Raw genomic sequence first — 22,683 nt, forward strand, 5'->3', positions numbered from 1 at the left:
ACTCAGACCAAGGATGGCAGTATCAAATGAAACAATATCAATATTTATTAAGACAAAAAGGAATCAGACAAAGTATGTCAAGAAAAGGAAATTGTCTTGACAACGCTGTAATAGAAAATTTCTTCGGAATAATAAAATCAGAACTTTTTTATCTTAAGAAATACAGTTCAGTTAGTGAATTAAAACAAGAAATAATTGAATATATAAATTACTATAATAACGATAGAATAAAACTAAATCTAAAAGGAATGAGCCCGATACAATATCGAGCTCATTATTATCAAACTTAATTATAAATTCGTCTAAACTTTTGGGTGCAGTCTAGAGTAATATTTGCGCAGTTTTTTTATTTGAATATTTTGAAGAGAGGGGCTCTTTTATTTAATAAGATTCGTTGGACTTATGCCCACAACTGCAGACATAGTTTCGGGTCTTCGTCACGTCGAAATATTAAAACAAATCATTATAGAAATCTGGAGTTTTTTGTTTTTAATTCTATTCGCTAGATATATTTGTGCCACCCCGAAGTCTTCTTATGAAAAGCTGTGTGTTTTTATGATAATACTTCCTAGAGCACGCATACGCTAGCAAAGAAAAACTTTATTTAAAAAAGCAAAACCATCCCGTAATGAATGGCTTTGCTTTATTGATTTTCATTGCGTTCACTGGCTAGACATTTGCAACAGTGAGGAAAGACAAAATTTGCAAAAGTCATTCAACACGCTCCGTATAATCAAGCTTTAACAAAATATCTCTTATTTTTCTAGATCATGTTTTAAAAAATTATGATTTACTACTTTATTGTTTAGATCATAATTATTTTCTATATCATAAAAAATATGAACATTATTATAATTAGATTTATTTGAAATTATACCAATTTCTTTACTTACGTAAAAAATCAAATATTTCTGTGGGTAAATATCTGGATATAGTAATTTATTAATTGTTATTTTTTTATTTTTAAAATTAACGTTCATTGAGTCAATTTTTAATAATTTATTTCCTCTATAATAAATTTCATTTTTTTTAAACATTAAAGTATCAAAAGTTTGAAATTCATGCTTTTCAAAGTAAACAAATGAAATGTCATTTTTATTTAATATTTTTTTAGTCTTTATTTTATAAAATACAATCCGATTCTTATCACCTGAAAACACAAGATTTTTTATATATTTATCTTTATTTAAATTGCAATCATTCATTTCATTCTTACAGGACACTACCATAAAAAATATGATAGTATAAAGTAAATAATTCAATACTATTTTCATAAATATTATTTTTCTTTAATTGTTATATTATTATTTTTCAATATTTGTAATGAATCTTGAAATCCTGTTGTTAAAGGAAATTTTGAAAAACCATAAAAAGATTGAAAATCATATGCAAATACTTCATCAAGTGCTATTGTTACTGCCCAATTTTTTTTATTTGATAAATAATTATTTGCAAAACCTCCAATATATCTATTGATTGCGTGTCCGAACTCATGCACTAAATTATTAGCCAAGCTAGACCAACCATCATAAAATGACGCTGGATATACATTTATATACCCACCATCAGAACCTGTATAGCGTTCACCTGCCGCATTCTTAATTGTCGTATAATAAGCTTCATCACCAGAAGAACTTAAACCACTTTCTGTATAAATATATCTAACATCTACTTTTCCTCCAGCCCTAGTTTGTAATTTTTTAAAAGTATCCAAACTGAGTATTTTTTTTAATCTTGCAGAATTATCACCAGCGAATGAACCTAATGCCCTTATTTCTTTTTTTAATTTTGATATAAGTGCTTTATTTTGATGGTCATGAAGAACGTGATTCAATCCGGCAACAATACCACCAGTAATTGCTCCCTGCCAAAAATTCCCTCCTGTAAGTTCAGCTCCGACACCTCCGCTTAGTGCTCCAAAAGCAATAGTTCCTACTTTACTACTTGCAAAGTTACCTGCACCTGCACTCCAGGCCGTTGCTCCTAAACTTCCAAAAAATCCAGCTGCTGCACCGCTTAGGAAACCAGATCCTCCAGATTGCACCATTGCAATTACTCCTTGTGCTACACCATGTGCCGCTGCCTGAATCAAAAATTTTGTACTTTGCATACTTGATGCAAATGTCGCATTAGCTCCTGTTGCTGCGGCAGTAAAACAACTCCCTATACCAAAAGTCACAGCGCCTGATACCGCTCCCCAAAATGCTGATTTAAGCATTCCGGATAAACTTAAACTGGCATCAGCACCATTCATTATGGCAGCTGTAACCCCTATCATATAACTTGCCGTTCCTATAATTGCTCCTATAATAACAGCAGCAAGTAACCCTTCACCTAAACCAAAAATTTCCCCACTTGGATCATTAAATAGTAGTGGATTATTCGTTACATATCCATATTTATTGTAACATTGAGTATTATAAGGGTCCTGAATATTTTCATCGGCATTCAAAAAACGTCTTTGCATCGAATCATACAATCTTCCATTCATATGTATAATACCCAATTCTGCAAAATGCTCGTGACTTGTATATCCTCGGTCTAATATACTTAATACGCCATTTGTTAGATTACCCCACGCATCAAAATGACGCTGTTCTACCAAATTACCTGCTTCATCACTTATTGCCAGTATACTTCCCAAATAGTCCTTATGTAAAAATAGATATTTTGCATTAGCATCAGTATAATTTTTCGCATAAATAATATCGCTATCGTAAGGATTTCCTATGTATAATATATGTTTTTCTTTTCCCGTAGTATTGTCTGTTGTAATTTCGTAACTACCATCTTCACTATAATATTTAGTAAATTTTCCCTGTTTATCTTCTGCAAAATTACCCCCATAAGTTACCATTTGCCTCATTTCAGTAAGCCCGTAACTAAATTGAGCATCACCATTTTGACCATCTATATATATAGGATCATTATTTTCGTTATAGCTTATGGTTAATGGTATATTATTATTATAATTCTGAACCCCCACAGCATTAAGAACCTGAGTGTCCGCTTGATATATTTTGTCTGTTCTGAAAGTCGTTGTTCCTGTTTGATCATTTTCTACAATACGACCTTTATCGTCGTAAGTATTAGTCGATAAAATCCCTGTTTTAGGGTTTGTCCAGCTTTTTAATCGGTTATTATCGTCATAAGTAAATACTTCATTAACAACTATTCCTCCCTTTCTGGAACGAGTTTTTAGTTCATTTTTAATAGCATCAAAAGAGTAAGTCATTTGCAACACATTAGGCTGTACTGCCGAAATATGTGCTGTTGACGTTAGAAAATTATTCCCATCATAGTTATTATCAATAGTTACTGCACCTAAATTAACTTTAAGTAATTGGCCATTGGCATTCACTTTATTAATTTGTGATAATACCTTACCTGTATTTTTATCTTTTATCTGATATAAATCACCACTCCATGTATTATAAACATTTTGGAGACTCGTTTGTGTCATCAATCCCGAAGAGTATAGTCCCTTGTCATAACTAATTACTCGTCCTTTATCATCATACGTTATATTCTTTTTAAAAAATAACTTGCCATTACTATTCTCGCTAGTGGTTAGAACACGTCCATTTGCATCATAGGTCAGGTAAGTTAGATAACTTTTTCCATTAGTTGTACCTTTTCTATCGGTTACCATTCCTAAATTATTATAAATATAACTAATGGATTTATTTGTTGCCTTAGCATTATCTCCTACTGATAATTCTTTTTGAGTAATCAACTGTCCTTTGGGATCGTATACATACTCTTTTGTTCCTTTTGGACTAGTTTCTTTTAACAATTTACCAAGCCCATCATAGTCATATCGATAAGTTCCGTTGGATGGATCTGTAAATTCTGATTTCCTTCCCCAGGAATCATACTTTGTCACTACAATATTTTGACCATAAGTTGCCGAAACATTTTGACCTGCAGCGTTGTATGCAAATTTTATAACACCTCCTTTATCTTCAGATTCTATAGTATTACCCAATACATCACTAGTTTTTCGGTTGACTCTATTGTAGCCATTTAACTCTTTTGCAGTTGTCGTAAGCCCTATAACCTGTGTCTCTAAAATTTTTCCATTAAAGCCTGTTACAGTCACTTTTGCAGGAAAAACAGAGCTATCATAACTAAACACATTCCATTTTGGTGTTTCAGCCTGATCATAGAGTTCACTTTCTTTTATTTTTCTACCAACTGCATCGTACTCTACCTGCTGCGCAATATAAGATCCTGATTCAAATCCTTTGGTTCTTATAAGATATTGCTCTCCTTTTTTGTTGGTACGTGTTTCTTTTATATTACCTGTTGGACTGTATTCGGCAACAACTATATCATCTCCTTGTTTTTCATATGTATAGGTGGTGGTACCTGTTAAGTTCTGTTTAGATTTAGTCAGTTTTCCCCATCCATCATAAGTATTAGTAAGAGTGTTTCCTAACGGATCTGTCTGTGTTAGTATTTGCCCCCAGTCATTACTGGTATTTTGCGTAATCAAGCCTAAATTATCAGTGCTTTTTACAACAAATAATCCTTTTGCGTCATACTCGCTTTTGAGGGATTGAGCTTGACTGTCCTGATTGTTGGCTTTCTTTTTTTCAATAACATTACCAAAACCATCATAAGTGTAAGTATCAGTAACAGACTTTGAATAATCCTGATTAAATGTTGTTATTGTTTTAGGTAAACCATTTTCATAAGTATAAGCCGTTTTACTCTTTTTAGTATCGCTGTACGCGATTACGATATCTTCTTTTTCTTTAACTCTCCCGACATAATAATCTTTTCCTGTACCAGTAGCATTGTCCAGATAACTCGTATTAGATGTTATTGTCGCAAAACCATTATTGATATTAGTTTCTATTTTTGTAACCAAATAAAAACTTCCATACGTCATAGTAGTGATTTCAGTTCTATTCTTTAAGAAATCTTTTTCAGTAGATCGATACGGCACTATTGTCTCTACTCCTGTTGTTACCGACTTATCTGTTGTATATTCTAAAAATTTAAATGATAAGAGCTGTGAATTATTTACAGAAACATCTGTCGGAAAAACAGCACTATCTTCCCTTGTACTCCATTCTTTAATTACAGAACCACTTTGCAATGGATCAATTTCTAAACCAGACCAGATTTTAGTATTTTCAAAACCCGAAGCATACCAATTAGTACGCGCAGATTTACGAAAACCAATCATTCCTTTACCATTTACATGAGCTAAAAGTCCGCGGTATTTAAAGTCCTGCTTCCTTTCAAGTTGACGCAATTGTGCTACTACAAAAGATTTCGATACTCTGTCTAATTCTACATAAGGATATTTTTCTTTTTTAGAGGAAGCATAAAAATCAGAATCCAACTGTGAATCCAACTCCTTATATTCAATTGCGGTAGGGATATTACCTTGCGTTATTGTATTGATCCTTGATGTTTTTGAAGTATCATAAAGACTAAAGGTGTACATAAAACCTTTAGAAACATCCTGTCGGTTTTTACCTAAAAGTACAATGTTATTGTTAATTTGATTGATATAAAAATCCCCAACAAGTTCGTTATAATCGAATAAACCATCATTTTTGAACGAGGAATTATAGCCGCGTTTAAAATTAACATCAATCGTACTGTTCGCACCGCTATCGCTCATAACAGTAATAGTAGTTTCTGAATATACTCCAGCAGATAATTCAGAATTTATCGTGTAATAATCAAACTGAATCAATTCACTTTTCCCATCTTTATCAAGATCTAAAGCTTGATAATTTATTCTTCTTGACGCGGTTACATTTGATAAGTTTAAAGGCTGAAAAGGATACCATTTGCCTAATCCCGATTTATATTCTTCTTTAAACCCTGTACCTGTAGATAGATAAAGTCTCCAGTCTCCCGCAAGAGCATCTGCTTTATAGTTGGTTTGCATGTTCATTGTCGATACTGGAGTACCCAAAGCAACTGGAATTATCAAATCAGTTTTTTTGTCTCCGTTGAAATCTCCCACGACGGCATTCTCCAGTAATCCACTAAAAGCAAATGAAATCAAGCTGGTTTCTGCAATGAATTTTTGTGAAGTTTTATCTTTTTTAAACGAGGTTATAGTTGATGAATTACCTGCTTCAATATTAAGAATTGAGATTTTTCCATTTCCTTTAAAATCTCCAAATATTGGTTTTTGAAAAATTGTACTATTATAAGGGGATTCTGAAAAAGAATCTGCGTCACCAACATTATTATCGAGATTCAATATCATATATCTATATTGATCTACAGAATTAGTGTTCGTTATTACATTTCCTTTTACTGGAGGAATTATTGCACTTTTGTTTAATGGACTTACCAAATTGTTAATATCAAGAGTCTCATAAACAGATGTTGTATTATCTTTAATTTGAATAATAATTTCCGATAATCCATCACCGTCTAAATCCATTTGCATAGGATCTAAAACAGTAGTAACTATACGATAGCTTTGATAATCACCTGTTCCCCTTGTACCGGATTCCGAAAATACATTCCTTAAAGTTTTGTCATTTGTTATTGGTTTACTATATTCTAACTTTAATTGGTTATTTCCATCTACAGAATAGATCTGACCTTTTATAAAGATACCTTGCCTGGAACTAATTTCATTATTACTGTTTTTAAATGTTATAACTACAGCTTTATTAAATTCTTCCTTAGTGAATGTTGGAGAACTCATCACAGTCAAATCTCCATTTATTGTATCATCCATAAACGATTTAAAAAATCGTATCGATTTAGGTTTGGCAGGTGTTACCTCATATTTTACACAATTATAACTATGGTCTTGCCTTTCCCATTTAGTACATATTGAAGTCGCTACTGTTGCATCAAAGTACTTTAAATAATCTAAAACTCCATCTCCATCAAAATCTCCTACAATTTTATTATTCTCGTTATCTGCATATGATTTAGCAGCCCAAGCCGACGCACTTGACCCTTCGTAGCTCATGGCTACTGGGTTTGCAGCTTTATTCTGAGAATTGTATTCGGTTATATTAGTAACATATTGGTAGTTGGTTCCATTTGCATCTTTACCATAAGCGATTATATATTTTTTAAATTGTTTACTATTAGCATTGACTACAACCTCTGAAAGTATTTTGTCTTGCAAAAATCTAATTCCATGTACATAAGATACTTCTTGCTGATCACGCACAACATAATTAAAAACAATAGAATTGAAATGCGGTTTCCCTAAAGTTTCATTTCCCCCCCACTGCACACTAGTAATTACTGTTACATTATTGTTTTTTTTATAATTGTACGTTATGTAATTACCTTGAGGATCTTTCCATTTTACAATATTATATTCCAACGGAGTTTGGGAATCTGCGCTTATACCATACCATGCCTGAGATCCATTATCAAAAGTAATTTCAAATGAATTTGGTCCAGTGTAAGTTTGACCACTAATTGCACCAACAGATTTTATTTTTAGTGTTGAAAATTTCTCTGTAACATATTCAGTACCATCTTTTCCATATGTTGCTGCATCACCAGGTGTTTTTAGCAATAGCCTTTGTCCATTAAATTCATAAAAATCAGTATAGTCAAGTTGCACCCCTTTAGATTCTCCATTTTTCTCGATATTTTTACCAACTCTTTTAATACTGGTAACACCCGAAAGAGAAAAGCCCATACCTGCAATACCAGGACCAAAACCACTTGTGTAAAACAAATTCATTTGTGGAGCAACTCCATTAATACTTGGAGGCAATGCAATTGGCAAGTTAAACTGAAGTTGCCCATCACCTCCCACGGTAATCTCACCTTTCGTATCATGAAAATTGCCAGTTCCTACTTCTCCCGACAGATTACTTTCGCCTGCCGTAGAATTTGTTGTTCCTCCACTTGTAAATGGATCTGAGCTCGCTCCAATCTTTGCTACAAAAGGACTCGCTACTGCAGAATTAGCACTAAAGCCATTCGATAAAATAATCACATTAGGATCAGAAATCGTTCTTGCCGCTGTTTCGGGTTTATTAAGTATTTGCTGAGAAAAACTTAAGTTTATAAATAATAAGGAAAAATAAATGTAATATTGTTTCATTATGATGTTTTATTACCTCGCTCTCTAACTTCATTAGAAAATGAAACAGGAACTGAAGATTATTATTTAAAGTGATATTATTAATTCTTAATAAATTAAGTACACTCTTTTTCAGAGTGCTAAGAACTTAAAAATTTTAACTACCCTTTATCGCTTAATAATTTTAATCGTTTTTTGCTCACCATTACTGTAATTCAAAACAACTAAATATAAGCCTGAGGCATATTCTCCAAAAGCAAGATTTTGAGTATTCAATTGTTGAAGATTAGATATCTTTTTTAAAATTTGACCGTTCATATTACTTACTTGTATAGAGGATATTGTGTTATTATTTAACAATTCCCACTTTAAATACAATTCCTCTTTTACGGGATTTGGGTAATATGAAATCACATCTTCACTAAAAAATTTTTGCAAATCTTTTTCTTCGAGTGAGTCTATTTCTTTGACATCAGCAGTCTTTCCTGTTGATGGAGGACAGTTTACACATAAATAACGTCTTATCTGATTTCCAGCTGTATCATATTCAAAGCCAATTTTCGTTTGTGCTTTTGTTAAGAGTGAAAATCCTAACACGAGGAAAGTTATATAATATCTCATAATGTAATAATTACAGAAATTGGGTCTTTATTTTTTAAGTAATAGTGCTTTAACTTGGGCTTTTAACTCTTCAATTTCTTTATTTTGCTGTATTAAATAAAGTGTAAGTTCTTCTATTTTTTCTTGTTGAATTTTTGCCATTTCTCCAAGTTCTAATCCATTTTCAGTTATTTCTTTTGTAGATGGTACATTTTGCAAATGACCATTTTTTTTGATATAACTTTCAACTTCTTTTAGACTTGGCAACTCATAGGCTGGTTCAAACACATAATCTGCCCAGGTATTATATACTTTTACTTCATCTGCCCTAATTTTTCCTTTAACAGAAAGTTTATAAATAGTTGCTCCATCTGTAAAATTTGAACTTCCAATACCAATATTACCCATTACGACAGTATTCCCTTCGATAAATGCACTACCAGAACCATCTAAAAATGTTGCCCCGCATTTACCCGCCTTAATGATTAACTTATATTTTACATTTTCATCAGATGTTAAGCTTTCATAACTTGTACCAATTATTAATTTTGTGTTCGCTTGTGGAAAGGAAATATGGCTAAAATTACAGCCATCTGTTGTTGTTTCTTCTGAAACTTTAAATACATTGCGTTGCTTACTATCGTTTATCTCGAAACCTCCATAACCACCTGTTTCTGCATATGATCTAAATCGTTGATTATCTGCTCGGTCGTCGATTGAAAACCAAAACATAGATTTTACATTAATATTTGAAGCTGGAAAATCATTAAAATTCATCATTCTACTAGTTGCGTTTACAAAGCTACCAGCCTGCAAAACTTTGCTTTTTTGATTTCGATCATTAGAATCAACAAAAGTTTGCCCATCGGGAAGACTAGTTCCTGAAAAAATGACACTTTTTGCTTTAACATCACCATTTACTTCTAATTTAGTTGTCGGATTATTTGTCCCTATTCCTACATTGGTATTAGAAGTGGGAGAATTTGCTAAAACATTTGCTGCCCCACCCGTACTTGTACTAATTTGAGCGTTTAAGTTTATAACACTACATAAAAGAAAGATTGGATAAATTTTATTTTTAATTTTCTGCATGGTATTTATTATTATTTTCCGTACAAAATTAACAAAAAGACCTTTTCTTACTAAATATAAAAACATACTTATTAAGATTTTATTAACAATAAAAAAGCCAAGGAATTTAAAAAATAAAAGTCTTTAGCGGTTTGTCAGTATATCTCTAAAATAAAACAACAACCCAATCAAATAAAGTAAGTTATCAAATGCCTGCGCAATTACCGCACCTTCTAATCCAAAAAAATCAACAAAGTAAAGTGTTGAAAAATATAAAACTGCCAGCGAGAATAACTCCGAAATTATAAAGGCTTTAGTGAGCTTTTTGGCAAAAAATTGATACCCTAAAATTAGTGAAGCTACTTTAAAAACATCTCCTAATAATTGCCATAGAAAAAGTGAGGTAACAGGCAAAAATTCTTTGGTAAATAATAATTGAATAATAAAATAACGAGAAAAATAAATGACAACTAAACCAATGCAAAAAATAGGTAAAATAGATTTATAAAACTGCCAAAATAATGCTTTAGTTTCCTTATTATCTTTTGCCTGCGAGAGTTTTGGCAGAAAATAAACAGTTAAAATTGTAGTGATAAAAAGCATATAATAAGAAGAAATCCTGGTCATTGTTTCCCAAAAACCAGCTTGATTTACCCCTAACTCTTTAATAATATTATTACGGATTGCCAGCAAAACGATTGATCCTAAAACCGATGAAACCAATGCCATTAAAGAATAAGGCAACAGGTTTTTAATAATTTTAAAATCATATAAATTAAACCGAATTGTCTGGAGAAACTTAATCTCTTTCTGCACAAAGTAAAACGTTACAAAAAAAAGTAACGAAGGCGTTATTACAATAGCCAATAATGCTCCTAATGTGCGAAACTTTAGAATCATTAAAATGGAAATCAAAAGACCAATTAAATTTCCAAATATATTGACCCAAATAACTTTTCTGAATTGACATAAGCCATTTAAAACAGACAATAAAAAAACGGACACCGCGTACCAAGGCAAAGCCAATGATAAAACTTTGAATACTACTGAATAATCCGAATGATATCCTAATATTTCATTGCTCCAATAAGATGCGAAAAAGAATAAAACGCCGCTTAAAACAAGGACAATAAAAATTAAACTAATAAAAACCGTTGCGATTATCTTTTTTAATTCTTCGTCATTTTTTTGATTTTCGGCTATATATTTCACAACCCCATTCTGAAAACCTAATGTTGAAATACTTTCTAAAGAAGTCAAAAAATTACGCAAGTTTCCAACCAAAGCCATTCCGCCGGGACCTACAAATATGGCAAGAATTTTAGAGGTAATTATCCCAATTCCAATTTTTAATCCAACGCTAAAACTGTTTAATGAAGTAATCTTAAACAAAGTAGTTCCTATTATTTTTTTAAAGAAACTCAAACTAATATTGGTTTAAAATTTCAATAATAAAATTAACTTCAGTCTCTGTCAAAACAGGACTTATAGGCAAACTCAAAACTTCATTGTGGATTTTTTCCGTAATTGGAAATGACAAATTATTCCAGTCAGGAAATGCTTTTTGCTTGTGTGGCGGAACCGGATAATGAATTACAGTTTGAATATTATTCCCTGTTAAATATTCTTGTAAACCTTCTCTATTTTGAGTCCGAATAACGAATAAATGAAAGACATGATTATTTGACGAATCCCAAAACGGAAGTTTGATTTTATCATTTTTAATTCCAGATAAATATCGTTTTGCAATTGATCTTCGCTTCTCATTATCTACGTCTAGATTTGGTAATTTCAGATTTAAAAATGCAGCCTGAAGTTCGTCTAATCTTGAATTCACACCAATATATTTGTTGTAATACTTTTTCTCAGAGCCATAATTCCGAAGCGAGAAAAGTGCTTTTGCAAGTTCAGAATCATTTGTGGTAATTGCACCGCCATCGCCTAAACAACCCAAATTTTTTCCAGGATAAAAGCTATAAGCCTTTGCTGATTGTTGATTATTAATTGTTAATTGTTGATTCTCGTTTGTGTCATCATTAGTATTTGGAATTTGGTCCCGATGCTTCGGGATAAAATTATTGGAATTTGCAACCGCTCCATGCGATTGCGCTGCATCTTCTATAATTAAAAGATTATTTTGAATTGCAATTTCGTTTATCTTTTCCATTTCAGCCAATTGTCCGTAAAGATGAACAGCTAAAATGGCTTTTGTTTTTGGAGTGATTTTCTCTTGAATTAAATCTGGATTGATGTTGTAGGTTTCTAATTTTGGCTCAACCAAAACCGGAACCAAATCTGCTTGTAAAATAGCCAATATACTGGCAATGTAAGTATTCGCAGGAACGATAACTTCATCACCTTTTTGGAGCTTTCCTAACTGAATATAGGCTTTAAAAATCAAAACCAAAGAATCAAGACCATTACCTACTCCTATGCAGTATTTTGTGTGGCAATATTCGGCGAAAGCCTTTTCAAAATTTTCAACTTCTTTCCCTAAAATATACCAGCCATTATCTAAAACCAATTTCAGTTTTTCCTGAAATGCAGTTTCATACCGTGCATTGATTTTTTTTAGATCCAGAAATAGTATCATTTTATATCAATTTTATAAAAATCCTGATTGTAAACCGCACAGCCTAATTCTTCTTTTTGTGTTAAAAGACCTTCATTATAACCACTTTCATTATCTTCTCCCACAATTCCCATATCAAAAAACAGTTTCCCTTTACGCTTGTATTTGTGAATCAAATTAATGAATAAAAAATCTAGTGCTCTTACTTTTTTTCCCTTTTCCGAAGTTGCGCCGTATTGTGATTTGACTACATTTTTGGTTTCAAAAATAGTGATTCCAGCAATAATTTCATCATTTTGATAAACGGAATATTGCTTGATTTTTTCTGGAAATTTATCTTTTAAAAGCGAAATTTCTTCTTTAGTATGAACTGGTTTTGCATTGAATTTATCTAGCAATTTTGGAACTAAAATTGATTCCCAAAAGGGCTCAAAATCCTTTTCCTCTACAATATCCAAATCAAGGTTTTCGATTCTTCTAAAGTGTTTTAATTTGCTTTTAGAAATCCGCAAAGGTAATTCGAGATTAATTGCCAAATTCATTTCTTTTTGTTCACAAATGGCTCCTCTATTAAATAAAAAAAAGTCCATTTCGTTATTCCCATTGGGAAAATAAAAACATGGAATTGGTTTATAATAAAAGCTTTCAATGGAATTTTCTTTTAGAAAAAATAAAATCTCCTCTAAAATTGATTCTACTTTTTCAGCTTTCAGTTTATTCGAAAAAACCAAACCTCCATAAGTTAATCCCTGATGTGAATAGACAGAATTTCCTTGTTTATTCGCCGGCAGAATTGCTTTTAGTTTCTGATCTTCAAAAATCAAAAGCGAAAAATCTTCAAAACGATCCTGATGGTATTCCATAAAATCTCTATGAAATAAAAAAGTAGCATTTTTTGCCTGAGTGATAAACTCGTTCCAAATGCTATAATCGTTTTGGTGGTATTTTTTTACAATGAATTTTGTCATTTTTTTGGCTACTTATTTTCCTTTATTCTAAATTAAAAAATTCGCCACGAATTCTCGAATTTTCGTTAAATATAAACAACTAAACCACTCTGCACTGAAAGTGCAGAGGTTTATTTGACGAGAGACTGAAAGCCTCTTAACTTTGAAAACTATTATCAATACTAAAAAGTCAAAAGATTATATTTTTTCGCATTACTAAAGTACTGCAATAAATTGCAGGGTTTTAAACTCCGATCTGAGACCAATAAACTCGGGAATTGCTTCGCTTATTCCCTACGGTCGGGTTATGGTGAAAAATTTCAGCTACTATTGCTAAATATAATTATTTATGATCAAATGCCGGTAAATACCATTTGAATTTTACGGCCATTAATCGAACCGTGATTATTACAACTGATGTTGCCAAATATAAAAGGTCATTATCTAAATTCAGTTTTCTTAAGGCAAAAAATACAACTCCGCCAAAGATACATATCGTGGCATATATTTCTCTTCTAAAGATTGTTGGAATCTCGGTACATAAAATATCTCTTGTAACGCCTCCAAAACAAGCCGTCATGGTTCCTAACGCAATACAAATAACGGGATGTAAACCAATCGAAATCCCTTTTTCGAGTCCTATTAAGGTAAAAACTCCAAGTCCAATCGTGTCAAATAGAAACAAGGAAGTTCTTAGTTTATTAAATTTTTTCCTAAAAAGAATAGCCAATAAAAAACCCAAAATAATCACGTAAACATACTGTAAATCTTTCATCCAGCCTACCGGAGTTCTGCCAATTAATACATCACGCAATGTTCCGCCACCCACGGCTGTTACAAATGCTATGATAAAAACCCCAAACGGATCGAGTTTTTTGTGCATTGCCGTTAAAGCGCCGGACATGGCAAAGGCCATCGTACCGATAAGATCTAATAGATGAAACATTTTTTTTCTAGGTGCAAAGGTTCAAAGTTGCAGAGATACAAAGGTAACTCTAATTATCTTTTTACGTAAATCGGACTTCTTTTTAATAAATACGAAATGGCATCTACCCAACTATCTTTTATATTTAAGAATGGTTTACGGCTTTGTGAGTAGATTTTTGTATTGTTTTTGTACATATCAAAATAAACCATATAGTTATAATAGGTTTGTGTACTGGCATTTGTGGTCGAATAATCGTTTGTTTTTAGTTTTTTGTTATCGTTACTCACTTTAGCATTTCCGCTATTGTATGTTGAGGCTGTTGAACCTTCGGTAATGGTATACGAAACTTTTGAAGCTATAACATTATCAACTCCCAGGATTTTTTGAAGATCTTCGATTGGGGTTTCATCAATGTTTTTATAATCGATTCCTGCTTTGTGCAACAAACTGTTTGTTACTCTTAAATCCTGAACAGTCAGAGGGAAAATATTAGCAGATTTGTCTAACAATTTGTTATAAATATCGTTTTGTGCAAACTTCGCCATTTCTTCAGAACTTTCCTGAGTAGCTGAATTCAAAAACGGAATTGGCAATACCGCAATCGTATTTGGTTTCATATCTGCCGAGGCAATAACCTGATCTGAATTATTTGTGGCAACATTATTTGAAGGAGCTGTACTTGCAGACACATCAAATGTTTGTGAACGTCCGCTGGCAAAATCTATTCTGGCAATTTGAGAAATATCAAGCGAAATTTGAAGTGTTTCTCCCGGCAAAGAATATTCAACTGTCTTATCAGACATTTTTGCAATTGTACATTCTATTATCTGGTAATCTCTTTTAATTATTTTATCTAATTTTTTTCCTCCTTGGGCAAAAGAAAAAACAGAAACAAGCAACAATACTAATACAACAATTACTTTATTAGTTTTCATGGTATTTAAATTAAATTTTCCTACTCTTAGGCTTTTCGGTTACGCCTTTTACAAAAATTCAGCTTTTAAATTTATTACCTTTCAAAGCATACACAAAGTTACGAAATCCTAAATCAACACCTCTGTAAAATCAATTTAATTACATATTTTGCGTATAAAAATTATAATCTTTGAGAATAACTCGAATAAAATCATTGTTGTTACCTGATTGATTTTTAATTCCTGTAACTTTTTCAATCTTCGCAACCAGCTTATAAATCATTTCATGATCATTTTTAGCTTCTGCTTTTTGAAACGTTTCTTTAATAATTCGCATATCATTATCAGATAACTTAATTACCAAAGGATAAGTTGGTACATAAGCATCTCCTATTTCTTCTAAAATCGTATGACTGATATCAATTTTATTCTTTAAGGTAATCACTGCCGTTCCTGCTGCCATATCACCTAATCGCTGTGATTTTCTACTTGTAACAACGGCAATTAAACCAACAAGTCCATACAATAATGTAAAATCTATTATTCTAAAAAACCATCGAATCAAATAATCTCCAAAACCGGCTTGGTAACCATCAATTTTTACCACTTTTATTTTTACAAGCTTTTTTCCAATCGTTTGTCCTTCAAAAACACTTTCTAAAGTGATCGAATAGAACATAATTGGTAAATAAAAAACCAAAAGGATCGACATTACAGACCAGGAATCTAATTTATTGAACAATTTATCGAAATGCAGCCAGTAAAAAAACACTAATAAGACCACTACTACATAAGAGATTTTTATAAGTAAATCAATGAAATAGGAGCCTAATCGTTCACCAACTGATGCCGATATAAAATTTATTTTAACATTTTGTGTTGTATTAATAGATAATTCTGACATATTTTATATTTTAGCCTACAATGAGAGAAGTCGCCTTCATAAAACAAAATAAAGAAAAATGGCTGGAATTTGAACTAGCTATTTTTGGTAAAGCTAAAAAAAATCCTGATGAGTTAGCTAATTTGTACATTCAATTGATGAATGACTTGTCGTATGCCCAAACTTATTATCCCAAAAGTAAAACGGTTATTTACTTAAATCATTTGGCATCGCAGATTTATCAAAAAATTTACAAAACAAAACGAACGGAAAAGAACAGATTAGTAGAATTTTTCAAAATTGAAGTTCCACTGCTTGTTTACGAATACAAGAGATACTTGATGTATGCTTTTATTTTATTTTTTGTCACTGTTGCAATTGGTGTTGTTTCGGCAAAATACGATCCTAATTTTGTTCGCTTAATTTTGGGAGATTCGTATGTTAATATGACCTTGGAAAACATCAAAAAAGGAAATCCAATGGCCGTTTATGGTTCCGGAAGCAATTGGGGAAGTTTTATTGGCATCACTTTCAATAATTTAAAAGTAGGTGCACAATGTTATTTTTATGGCATTCTTGGCGGAATAGGGACTTTTTATATTTTCCTTCAAAACTCTATTATGCTGGGATCGTTTCAATACTTTTTTTATGAGCAGGGAGTTTTCTGGAAAAGCGTTCGCGGAATCTGGATTCACGGTTCTATGGAAATATTTGCAATTGTAATCGAAACTACTGCGGGATTTATTCTTGGGGCTTCGATTTTGTTTCCTAAAACTTTTTCGAGAATGAACTCTTTTAAAATTGGTTTTAAAAATAGTTTCAAAATATTCCTGAGTACTTTTCCCTTTACGATTAGCGCCGGATTTCTTGAAGGTTTTATTACCCGATATTCTATAGATATGCCAAACTGGTTAAGCTCTTTTATTATATTATTTACGTTAGCAATAATTTCATTCTATTATCTGGTTTATCCTTTTATAGTCCACAAAAAAATGCAACAACTATCAGCCAATCGAATTAATTGAAACCAATAATGAATAGAATTTTCTTTATTTTATCTTTCCTTTTCTTCTTCGGTATCTCGCATGCTCAGGATTCTTTGGCTACAGCCGAACCTCCAAAAGTTGCTTCGATAAAATATACCGAGAAAGACATTAAGATCGATTCGAGTACAGTTGAAGCCAAAACCTTTGAGAAAAACTTCAAAAAAAAATATACTGATTCAGATTTTGTATATGAATATAAAACGCCCGAAAAAAATATGTGGGATCGTTTTAAAGAGTGGTTAGCAAGCATTTTCAGAGAGCTATTTAGTTTTGAAAATACAGAAAACTCAATCAAATTTGTAGCAATTCTATTGAGAATTATTGCAGTAATAGTTATTATCATTGTGATTTATCTAATTGCAAAAGCGTTGATCAATAAAGAAGGGCAATGGATTTTTGGCAAAAACTCACAAAAAAAGACCATTTATTATACGGATATTGAAAAAAACATACATCTTTTAGATTTCGAAAAATTAATAAAAGAAAGCATAAATTCCGGCGAAAAAAGAATCGCAATTCGGTATTATTATCTTTGGTTATTAAAAGTCATGGCACAAAACCATTACATAGAATGGGATATCGAAAAAACAAATTCAGATTATTTATACGAGCTTCAAAAACCTGCACATAGAGAAGAATTCACCTATTTATCTTACCTGTACAATTATATTTGGTACGGAGAATTTGAAATTAACGAAACCTCTTTCAGTAAAGCAGAAAATAGATTTAAGAATGCCTTAAAAATGTTTAACCATGGATAAAAATATCAAAATTTATATCGCTATTCTGGTTTTTGTTTTAGCATTAACTTTAATTGCCGATCGTGATCAGGCAAAACCTATTGATTGGAGTCCAACGTATTCTGTTAATGACAAAATTCCACTTGGATTATATGTTTTTGACAAAGAAATTCATGGTATTTTAAAACATCAAAAAGTTGAAAAAATTGCCACTATAACTCCGTACGAGTTTCTGGATTCTAAATATGATGACGATACTTTAGTAGAAAATTATAAAATAAAAGGTACTTTTTTAAACATATCAGAAGCCAACAATATTGATGACCAATCTGTAACGGAGCTTTTTTATTTTGTATCACACGGAAATAATGCTTTTTTGAGCATGAAAGAATTTCCACAAGTTCTATTAGACAGTCTAAAACTTAAAAGTATTTTTAGCTTTGGAATTCCTAATAGCAACTCCACTTGGCTTGCTAATAAAAAAGTACGTAACAAAAAATATCATTTAATAGAAGGCGTTGGAGATTCTTACTTTTCAAAAATTGATACTTTAAACAGTACCGTTTTAGGTTATCAAAGCTATCAGCCTAAGCAAAAACATATTAACTTTATAAAAGTTGCATACAAAAAGGGCTTTTTTTATTTGCATACTCAACCGGCCGCTTTTAGCAATTTTCATTTGCTAAAAAAAGATCATTATCAATACACCGAAAATGTATTGTCTTATTTACCAAAAGATGGTGTTTTTTGGTACACCAAAGCGATAAATGACGAGAGAATTTCGCAATCGCCATTGCGTTATATTTTTAGTCAGCCAGCTTTAAAATGGGCTTGGTATTTATCCCTGATTGGAATATTAATCTTTATAATTTTTAATGCTAAACGAAAACAACGTATTGTTCCAATACTGAAACCTTTACCAAACTTAACCGTTGATTTTACAAAAACCATCGGGAATTTATATTATCAGGAAGGCGATCACGACAATATTATCGATAAAAAAATCATTTATTTTCTGGAGCGAATCCGAAATGAATATTTAATGGATACAACAAAACTGGACGACGATTTTATCAAAAAACTGCATTATAAAACAGGGAAAAACGAAACCGATATTCAGGAACTTGTATTCTTAATTAATGAACACAGAAAGAGTTATCACGGAAGTCTTGAAGAAGATCTAATCAGAATTAATAATGCAATCGAAAAGATATTAAATTAATATTTTAAAAAAAATTGACACAGATTAAAAAAAATACTGCAACGAATTTCACTAATTTACACCAATTAAGTTGGTTCAATTTGAATTAGAATTAGGGAAAATTAGTGAAATTCGTGGCAAAAAAACTTTAAATCTGTGGCAAAAAAACAACCAATCTAAAGAAAATATACCAATTATGGACGATATCAATACACCGACAACTGAAATCACTAATGAAAATGTGAATTTTGAGACCAGAATAAATTTAGCCCCACTTTTAGAGCACGTTAACAGCATCAAAAAAGAGCTTGAAACAGTAATTGTAGGGCAACATAAAATGATCGATCAGCTTTTGGTTGCGATTCTATCAAACGGACACGTTTTGCTTGAAGGTGTTCCCGGAGTTGCCAAAACGATTACCGCCAAATTATTGTCCAAAACTTTGAATATTGGCTTTAGCCGAATTCAGTTTACACCAGATTTGATGCCATCAGATATTTTAGGAACTTCGATTTTTAATCTTAAAACTTCTGAATTTCAGTTTAAGCAAGGGCCAATTTTCTCAAATTTAATTTTGATTGACGAGATCAACCGTGCTCCTGCCAAAACACAAGCAGCTCTTTTTGAAGTTATGGAAGAGCGTCAAATTACAATTGATGGTTCTGCTTATCAACTTGAAACCCCGTTTCTGGTTATTGCAACACAAAATCCAATTGAGCAAGAAGGAACGTATCGTTTGCCGGAAGCACAATTAGACCGTTTTTTATTCAAAATCATAATTGATTATCCAAAATTAGACGAAGAGATTTTAATTATCCAAAGAGAGCATTTATTGCAGGATCACGGAAAATTAGAAGCTATAAAAACCATACTTTCCGCAGCAGAAATTAAAGGTTACCAAGCGTTGGTAAAACAAATTAGAGTAGAGCAAAATTTATTGGAATACATTGCCAGAATTGTAGTTAACACGCGCGAAAATGCCTTTTTATATCTTGGTGCATCGCCTCGTGCTTCGATTGCAATACTAAATGCCGCCAAAGGTTTTGCAGCCATTCGCGGACGCGATTTCGTCACGCCAGAAGACATTAAAGAAGCTGCAATTCCGGTTTTACAACACCGTGTTATTGTAACTCCTGAGCGCGAAATGGAAGGAATTACAAGTCCCGAAATCATTAAACAAATTATTGAAACTGTCGAAATACCAAGGTAGTTGTTAATGATTAATTGTTAATATCAACTGAGAACCTGAAACTTGAAACAAGAAAAACCTGAAACCTTAAAATCGTGAAATTCATAAAAAGTCTATACTTAAACAACTTCTTTTTCTATGTGCTTTTGAGCATTATAGGACTCTTTGTTTGTGCTTTTATTTTTCCGAATTTATATAATGCTGTCTGGTTTCTTGTTTTGATTTTAATCACATTTCTAGGACTTGATATTTTGCTTTTATATTTTGCAAGAACTGGAATTGAGGCAACTCGAAATACTCCTGAAAAACTTTCGAATGGTGATTTGAATCCTATAAGTATCAGTATTAAAAACCATTATACCTTTACAATTTCAGTAAAAATTATTGACGAAATTCCGTTTCAGTTTCAGGTTCGTGATTTCAAAATTGTGAAGACAATTAAGGCTTCCGCCGAAAAAGAAATCGGATACGATTTGCGTCCAACAGAACGTGGAGAATATTATTTTGGAAATTTAAATCTCTATGTTTCTTCGCCTTTAAAATTAATTTCTAGAAGATTTACTTTTGATAAAGATCAAATGGTGCCAACATATCCTTCTTATATTCAATTGAGAAAATATGATTTATTGGCTTTTTCGAATAATTTATACCAATACGGAATCAAAAAGATCCGCCGAATTGGTCACACTATGGAGTTTGAACAAATTAAAGAATATGTTCAGGGCGACGATCTTAGAACTTTAAACTGGAAAGCTACTGCGAAGAAAAACTCTTTAATGGTTAACCAATTTCAGGACGAAAAATCACAATCGGTTTATATGGCAATCGATAAAGGCCGAGTCATGCAAATGCCTTTTGACGGATTGAGTTTATTGGACTATGCGATTAATTCAACTTTGGTTTTATCAAATGTAATTCTGAAAAAGCACGACAAAGCAGGGATTTTTGCCTTCTCTAAAAAAGTAGAAAACAGAGTTTTTGCTGAAAAAAGATCTTCGCAAATGCAGAAAATTCTCGAAACGCTATACAACATCAAAACTGACTTTTTCGAAAGTGATTACAGCCGTTTGTATGTCGATATTAAAAAAAATATCAATCAGAGAAGTTTGATTATTTTATACACTAATTTTGAAACAATGGATGGTTTAAACCGTCAATTACCTTATTTAAAAGGAATTGCAAAAAGCCATTTATTAGTGGTTGTTTTCTTTAGTAATACCGAATTGAATCAGATCATTAACCGAAAAACAAATACTATTCAGGAGATATACGATAAAGTAATTGCCGAAAAATTCATGTTCGAGAAAAAACTCATTGCCAACGAACTCAAGAAATATGGAATATATTCGGTTTTAACACAACCTGAAAACCTGACTTTGGATACTATTAATAAATATCTCGAAATTAAAGCAAGAGGGATTTTGTAGATGTAAGAAGTCCTATGTTGTGAAAATGTAAAATGAATATTATTTAGATATCAATTTCATAAGTTAAATTTAAGAATGATCAAAAATCTTTGAATCTTTGCAACTCTCAAAAATAATGAAAAAACTAATTTTACTCCTATTCCTTTTCACAAGTTTTTTGTCTAATGCACAAAAAAGCGAAACTATAACAATTCCTAACGGTGTAGTTTATAAATATGCTGATGCTAAAGTAATTGAAAAAGCTAAAAAACTAATTAGCGACAATTTATCTTCTAACAACGACTACAAAATATTACAAGACAATCTTATTATTGGTCCTGAACTCTGGAAAAGATTTAAAGACAACTCCAAAATACAAAATATAGAAGGTAGAAAAGTTGAATTTCATGTAGATAATGCAATATTAGATGGTAAAATGAGCCAAGATATAGCTGCTTCTAGAATAGTGTGGGATGAATTTAAAAATGAAGTTTCTAACGATTACATTATTAGAAAAGCCAACCAAGAAGAATTAAATTATTATTGGTCTGTTATATCATTTGACATTGAAGAGCCATTATTAATTGTGGAAACTAAAGAGCATAATTATATTTTAAATCTGTTAAAAAAAGATTTAAAATTATTGTGGTTAGATGAAGCTCCAAAACAAAATAATACAAATCAAGTTGCCTACAAACAATATCAAGACGGAAAAGAAATTGATTCTATTTATAAAGGAGAAAAAGGAACCGCTTTAGAAAAGGTTATCTTTTTAAATAGTGACGAAGAGTTAAAAGCAAACACTTCAATGGAAGATCTGGAATTAATCCTAAAAAAAACAAATAAAATATTTGACGAATTGTTTAAAAACTCAATGAAATCAGGAAAAATAATGGTTGAATTTGAGTTGAAAAAGAAAAAAAACGAAATAACTTATGCTGTTAAAGATGATTTAGATTTAGACATTATGAAAGTCTTTGAACAAAGAGTTAACAGCGAAGTCTATCCTAATTCAAAAAAGGAACCTATTAAACTGCGATTACTTTACAAAGTAAATTCGTTTAATGATGTAGAATAAAAAAATCTGAATATTCGATTAATAAAATTTAAACTTTTTTGTCTCAACTTTTGAAACTCATAAA

At 31.5% G+C, this 22,683-nt stretch carries 17 protein-coding genes; 7 read left to right on the forward strand and 10 right to left on the reverse strand.

All coding sequences use genetic code 11. The features are described 5' to 3' along the window. Positions 1-290: IS3 family transposase (locus CHB81_RS20975; protein ID WP_141130436.1), on the forward strand; the 290-nt coding region annotated here is incomplete at its 5' end. Between the two features lie 465 nt (positions 291-755). Here CHB81_RS20975 and CHB81_RS20980 read toward each other — a convergent pair. From CHB81_RS20980 to CHB81_RS21025, 10 genes are all read right to left on the reverse strand, one after another. Then, on the reverse strand, positions 756-1,274 hold the full coding sequence (locus tag CHB81_RS20980; protein ID WP_141130437.1) for a hypothetical protein: 519 nt from the start codon (positions 1,272-1,274) through the stop codon (positions 756-758). 5 nt (positions 1,275-1,279) lie between these two features. Continuing rightward, on the reverse strand, positions 1,280-8,065 hold the full coding sequence (locus CHB81_RS20985; RefSeq protein ID WP_089353799.1) for an RHS repeat-associated core domain-containing protein: 6,786 nt from the start codon (positions 8,063-8,065) through the stop codon (positions 1,280-1,282). A 147-nt stretch (positions 8,066-8,212) separates the two neighbouring features. Continuing rightward, positions 8,213-8,641, reverse strand: a complete 429-nt coding sequence (locus CHB81_RS20990; RefSeq protein ID WP_254921208.1) for a T9SS type A sorting domain-containing protein — start codon at positions 8,639-8,641, stop codon at positions 8,213-8,215. 51 nt (positions 8,642-8,692) lie between these two features. Then, positions 8,693-9,802, reverse strand: a complete 1,110-nt coding sequence (locus CHB81_RS20995) for a hypothetical protein (protein WP_141130438.1) — start codon at positions 9,800-9,802, stop codon at positions 8,693-8,695. 57 nt (positions 9,803-9,859) lie between these two features. Beyond that, entirely contained in the window at positions 9,860-11,140 is a 1,281-nt protein-coding gene (locus tag CHB81_RS21000) for an O-antigen translocase (RefSeq protein WP_254921209.1), read from the reverse strand. A gap of 1 nt (position 11,141) precedes the next feature. Beyond that, positions 11,142-12,308 (reverse strand): DegT/DnrJ/EryC1/StrS aminotransferase family protein, encoded by a 1,167-nt coding sequence (locus CHB81_RS21005; RefSeq protein WP_089353802.1) that lies wholly within the window; start codon positions 12,306-12,308, stop codon positions 11,142-11,144. Continuing rightward, positions 12,305-13,255: a FemAB family protein gene (locus CHB81_RS21010; RefSeq protein WP_089353803.1), complete on the reverse strand. Its 951-nt coding sequence runs from the start codon at positions 13,253-13,255 to the stop codon at positions 12,305-12,307. The genes CHB81_RS21005 and CHB81_RS21010 overlap by 4 nt, the downstream gene beginning before the upstream one ends. A 322-nt stretch (positions 13,256-13,577) precedes the next feature. Beyond that, entirely contained in the window at positions 13,578-14,180 is a 603-nt protein-coding gene (locus CHB81_RS21015) for a trimeric intracellular cation channel family protein (RefSeq protein ID WP_089353804.1), read from the reverse strand. 53 nt (positions 14,181-14,233) lie between these two features. Continuing rightward, positions 14,234-15,097, reverse strand: coding sequence for a hypothetical protein (locus CHB81_RS21020; RefSeq protein ID WP_089353805.1), 864 nt, complete (start codon positions 15,095-15,097; stop codon positions 14,234-14,236). A gap of 139 nt (positions 15,098-15,236) precedes the next feature. Continuing rightward, the gene (locus tag CHB81_RS21025; RefSeq protein ID WP_089353806.1) at positions 15,237-15,980 is read right to left on the reverse strand and encodes an RDD family protein; all 744 of its coding nucleotides are present in this window, start codon (positions 15,978-15,980) and stop codon (positions 15,237-15,239) included. A gap of 20 nt (positions 15,981-16,000) precedes the next feature. Here CHB81_RS21025 and CHB81_RS21030 point away from each other — a divergent pair, with 20 nt between their 5' ends. The 6 genes from CHB81_RS21030 (at position 16,001) to CHB81_RS21055 (ending at position 22,619) form a co-directional block, all read left to right on the forward strand. Next, complete coding sequence (locus CHB81_RS21030) at positions 16,001-16,984, forward strand: stage II sporulation protein M (RefSeq protein WP_089353807.1); 984 nt, start codon at positions 16,001-16,003, stop codon at positions 16,982-16,984. 8 nt (positions 16,985-16,992) lie between these two features. Continuing rightward, positions 16,993-17,766 carry a DUF4129 domain-containing protein gene (locus CHB81_RS21035; RefSeq protein WP_089353808.1) on the forward strand — a complete coding sequence of 258 codons (774 nt, stop codon included), beginning with the start codon at positions 16,993-16,995 and terminating at the stop codon, positions 17,764-17,766. Further along, positions 17,759-18,967, forward strand: coding sequence for a DUF4350 domain-containing protein (locus CHB81_RS21040; protein ID WP_089353809.1), 1,209 nt, complete (start codon positions 17,759-17,761; stop codon positions 18,965-18,967). Before CHB81_RS21035 ends, CHB81_RS21040 begins: the two co-directional genes overlap by 8 nt. 175 nt (positions 18,968-19,142) lie before the next feature. Next, positions 19,143-20,156 carry a MoxR family ATPase gene (locus CHB81_RS21045; protein ID WP_089353889.1) on the forward strand — a complete coding sequence of 338 codons (1,014 nt, stop codon included), beginning with the start codon at positions 19,143-19,145 and terminating at the stop codon, positions 20,154-20,156. Positions 20,157-20,230: 74 nt separating this feature from the next. Further along, positions 20,231-21,562 (forward strand): DUF58 domain-containing protein, encoded by a 1,332-nt coding sequence (locus CHB81_RS21050; RefSeq protein ID WP_089353810.1) that lies wholly within the window; start codon positions 20,231-20,233, stop codon positions 21,560-21,562. A 115-nt stretch (positions 21,563-21,677) separates the two neighbouring features. Continuing rightward, a complete protein-coding gene (locus CHB81_RS21055; RefSeq protein WP_089353811.1) occupies positions 21,678-22,619 on the forward strand; it encodes a hypothetical protein in 942 nt (313 codons plus the stop codon). The last annotated feature ends 64 nt before the right edge of the window (positions 22,620-22,683 follow it).

Origin of the sequence: Flavobacterium sp. ov086, assembly GCF_900187965.1 — a bacterium.
Taxonomy (GTDB): Bacteria; Bacteroidota; Bacteroidia; order Flavobacteriales; family Flavobacteriaceae; genus Flavobacterium.

Bases quoted from the DNA above. Each gene is read 5' to 3' on its own strand.
- CHB81_RS20985 (WP_089353799.1), bottom strand. From the start codon at position 8,065: ATGAAACAATATTACATTTATTTTTCCTTATTATTTATAAACTTAAGT.
- CHB81_RS21020 (WP_089353805.1), bottom strand. From the start codon at position 15,097: ATGAAAACTAATAAAGTAATTGTTGTATTAGTATTGTTGCTTGTTTCT.
- CHB81_RS20995 (WP_141130438.1), bottom strand. From the start codon at position 9,802: ATGTTTTTATATTTAGTAAGAAAAGGTCTTTTTGTTAATTTTGTACGG.
- CHB81_RS21055 (WP_089353811.1), top strand. From the start codon at position 21,678: ATGAAAAAACTAATTTTACTCCTATTCCTTTTCACAAGTTTTTTGTCT.
- CHB81_RS20980 (WP_141130437.1), bottom strand. From the start codon at position 1,274: ATGAAAATAGTATTGAATTATTTACTTTATACTATCATATTTTTTATG.
- CHB81_RS21030 (WP_089353807.1), top strand. From the start codon at position 16,001: ATGAGAGAAGTCGCCTTCATAAAACAAAATAAAGAAAAATGGCTGGAA.
- CHB81_RS21025 (WP_089353806.1), bottom strand. From the start codon at position 15,980: ATGTCAGAATTATCTATTAATACAACACAAAATGTTAAAATAAATTTT.
- CHB81_RS21040 (WP_089353809.1), top strand. From the start codon at position 17,759: ATGGATAAAAATATCAAAATTTATATCGCTATTCTGGTTTTTGTTTTA.
- CHB81_RS21010 (WP_089353803.1), bottom strand. From the start codon at position 13,255: ATGACAAAATTCATTGTAAAAAAATACCACCAAAACGATTATAGCATT.
- CHB81_RS21045 (WP_089353889.1), top strand. From the start codon at position 19,143: ATGGACGATATCAATACACCGACAACTGAAATCACTAATGAAAATGTG.
- CHB81_RS21015 (WP_089353804.1), bottom strand. From the start codon at position 14,180: ATGTTTCATCTATTAGATCTTATCGGTACGATGGCCTTTGCCATGTCC.
- CHB81_RS21005 (WP_089353802.1), bottom strand. From the start codon at position 12,308: ATGATACTATTTCTGGATCTAAAAAAAATCAATGCACGGTATGAAACT.
- CHB81_RS21035 (WP_089353808.1), top strand. From the start codon at position 16,993: ATGAATAGAATTTTCTTTATTTTATCTTTCCTTTTCTTCTTCGGTATC.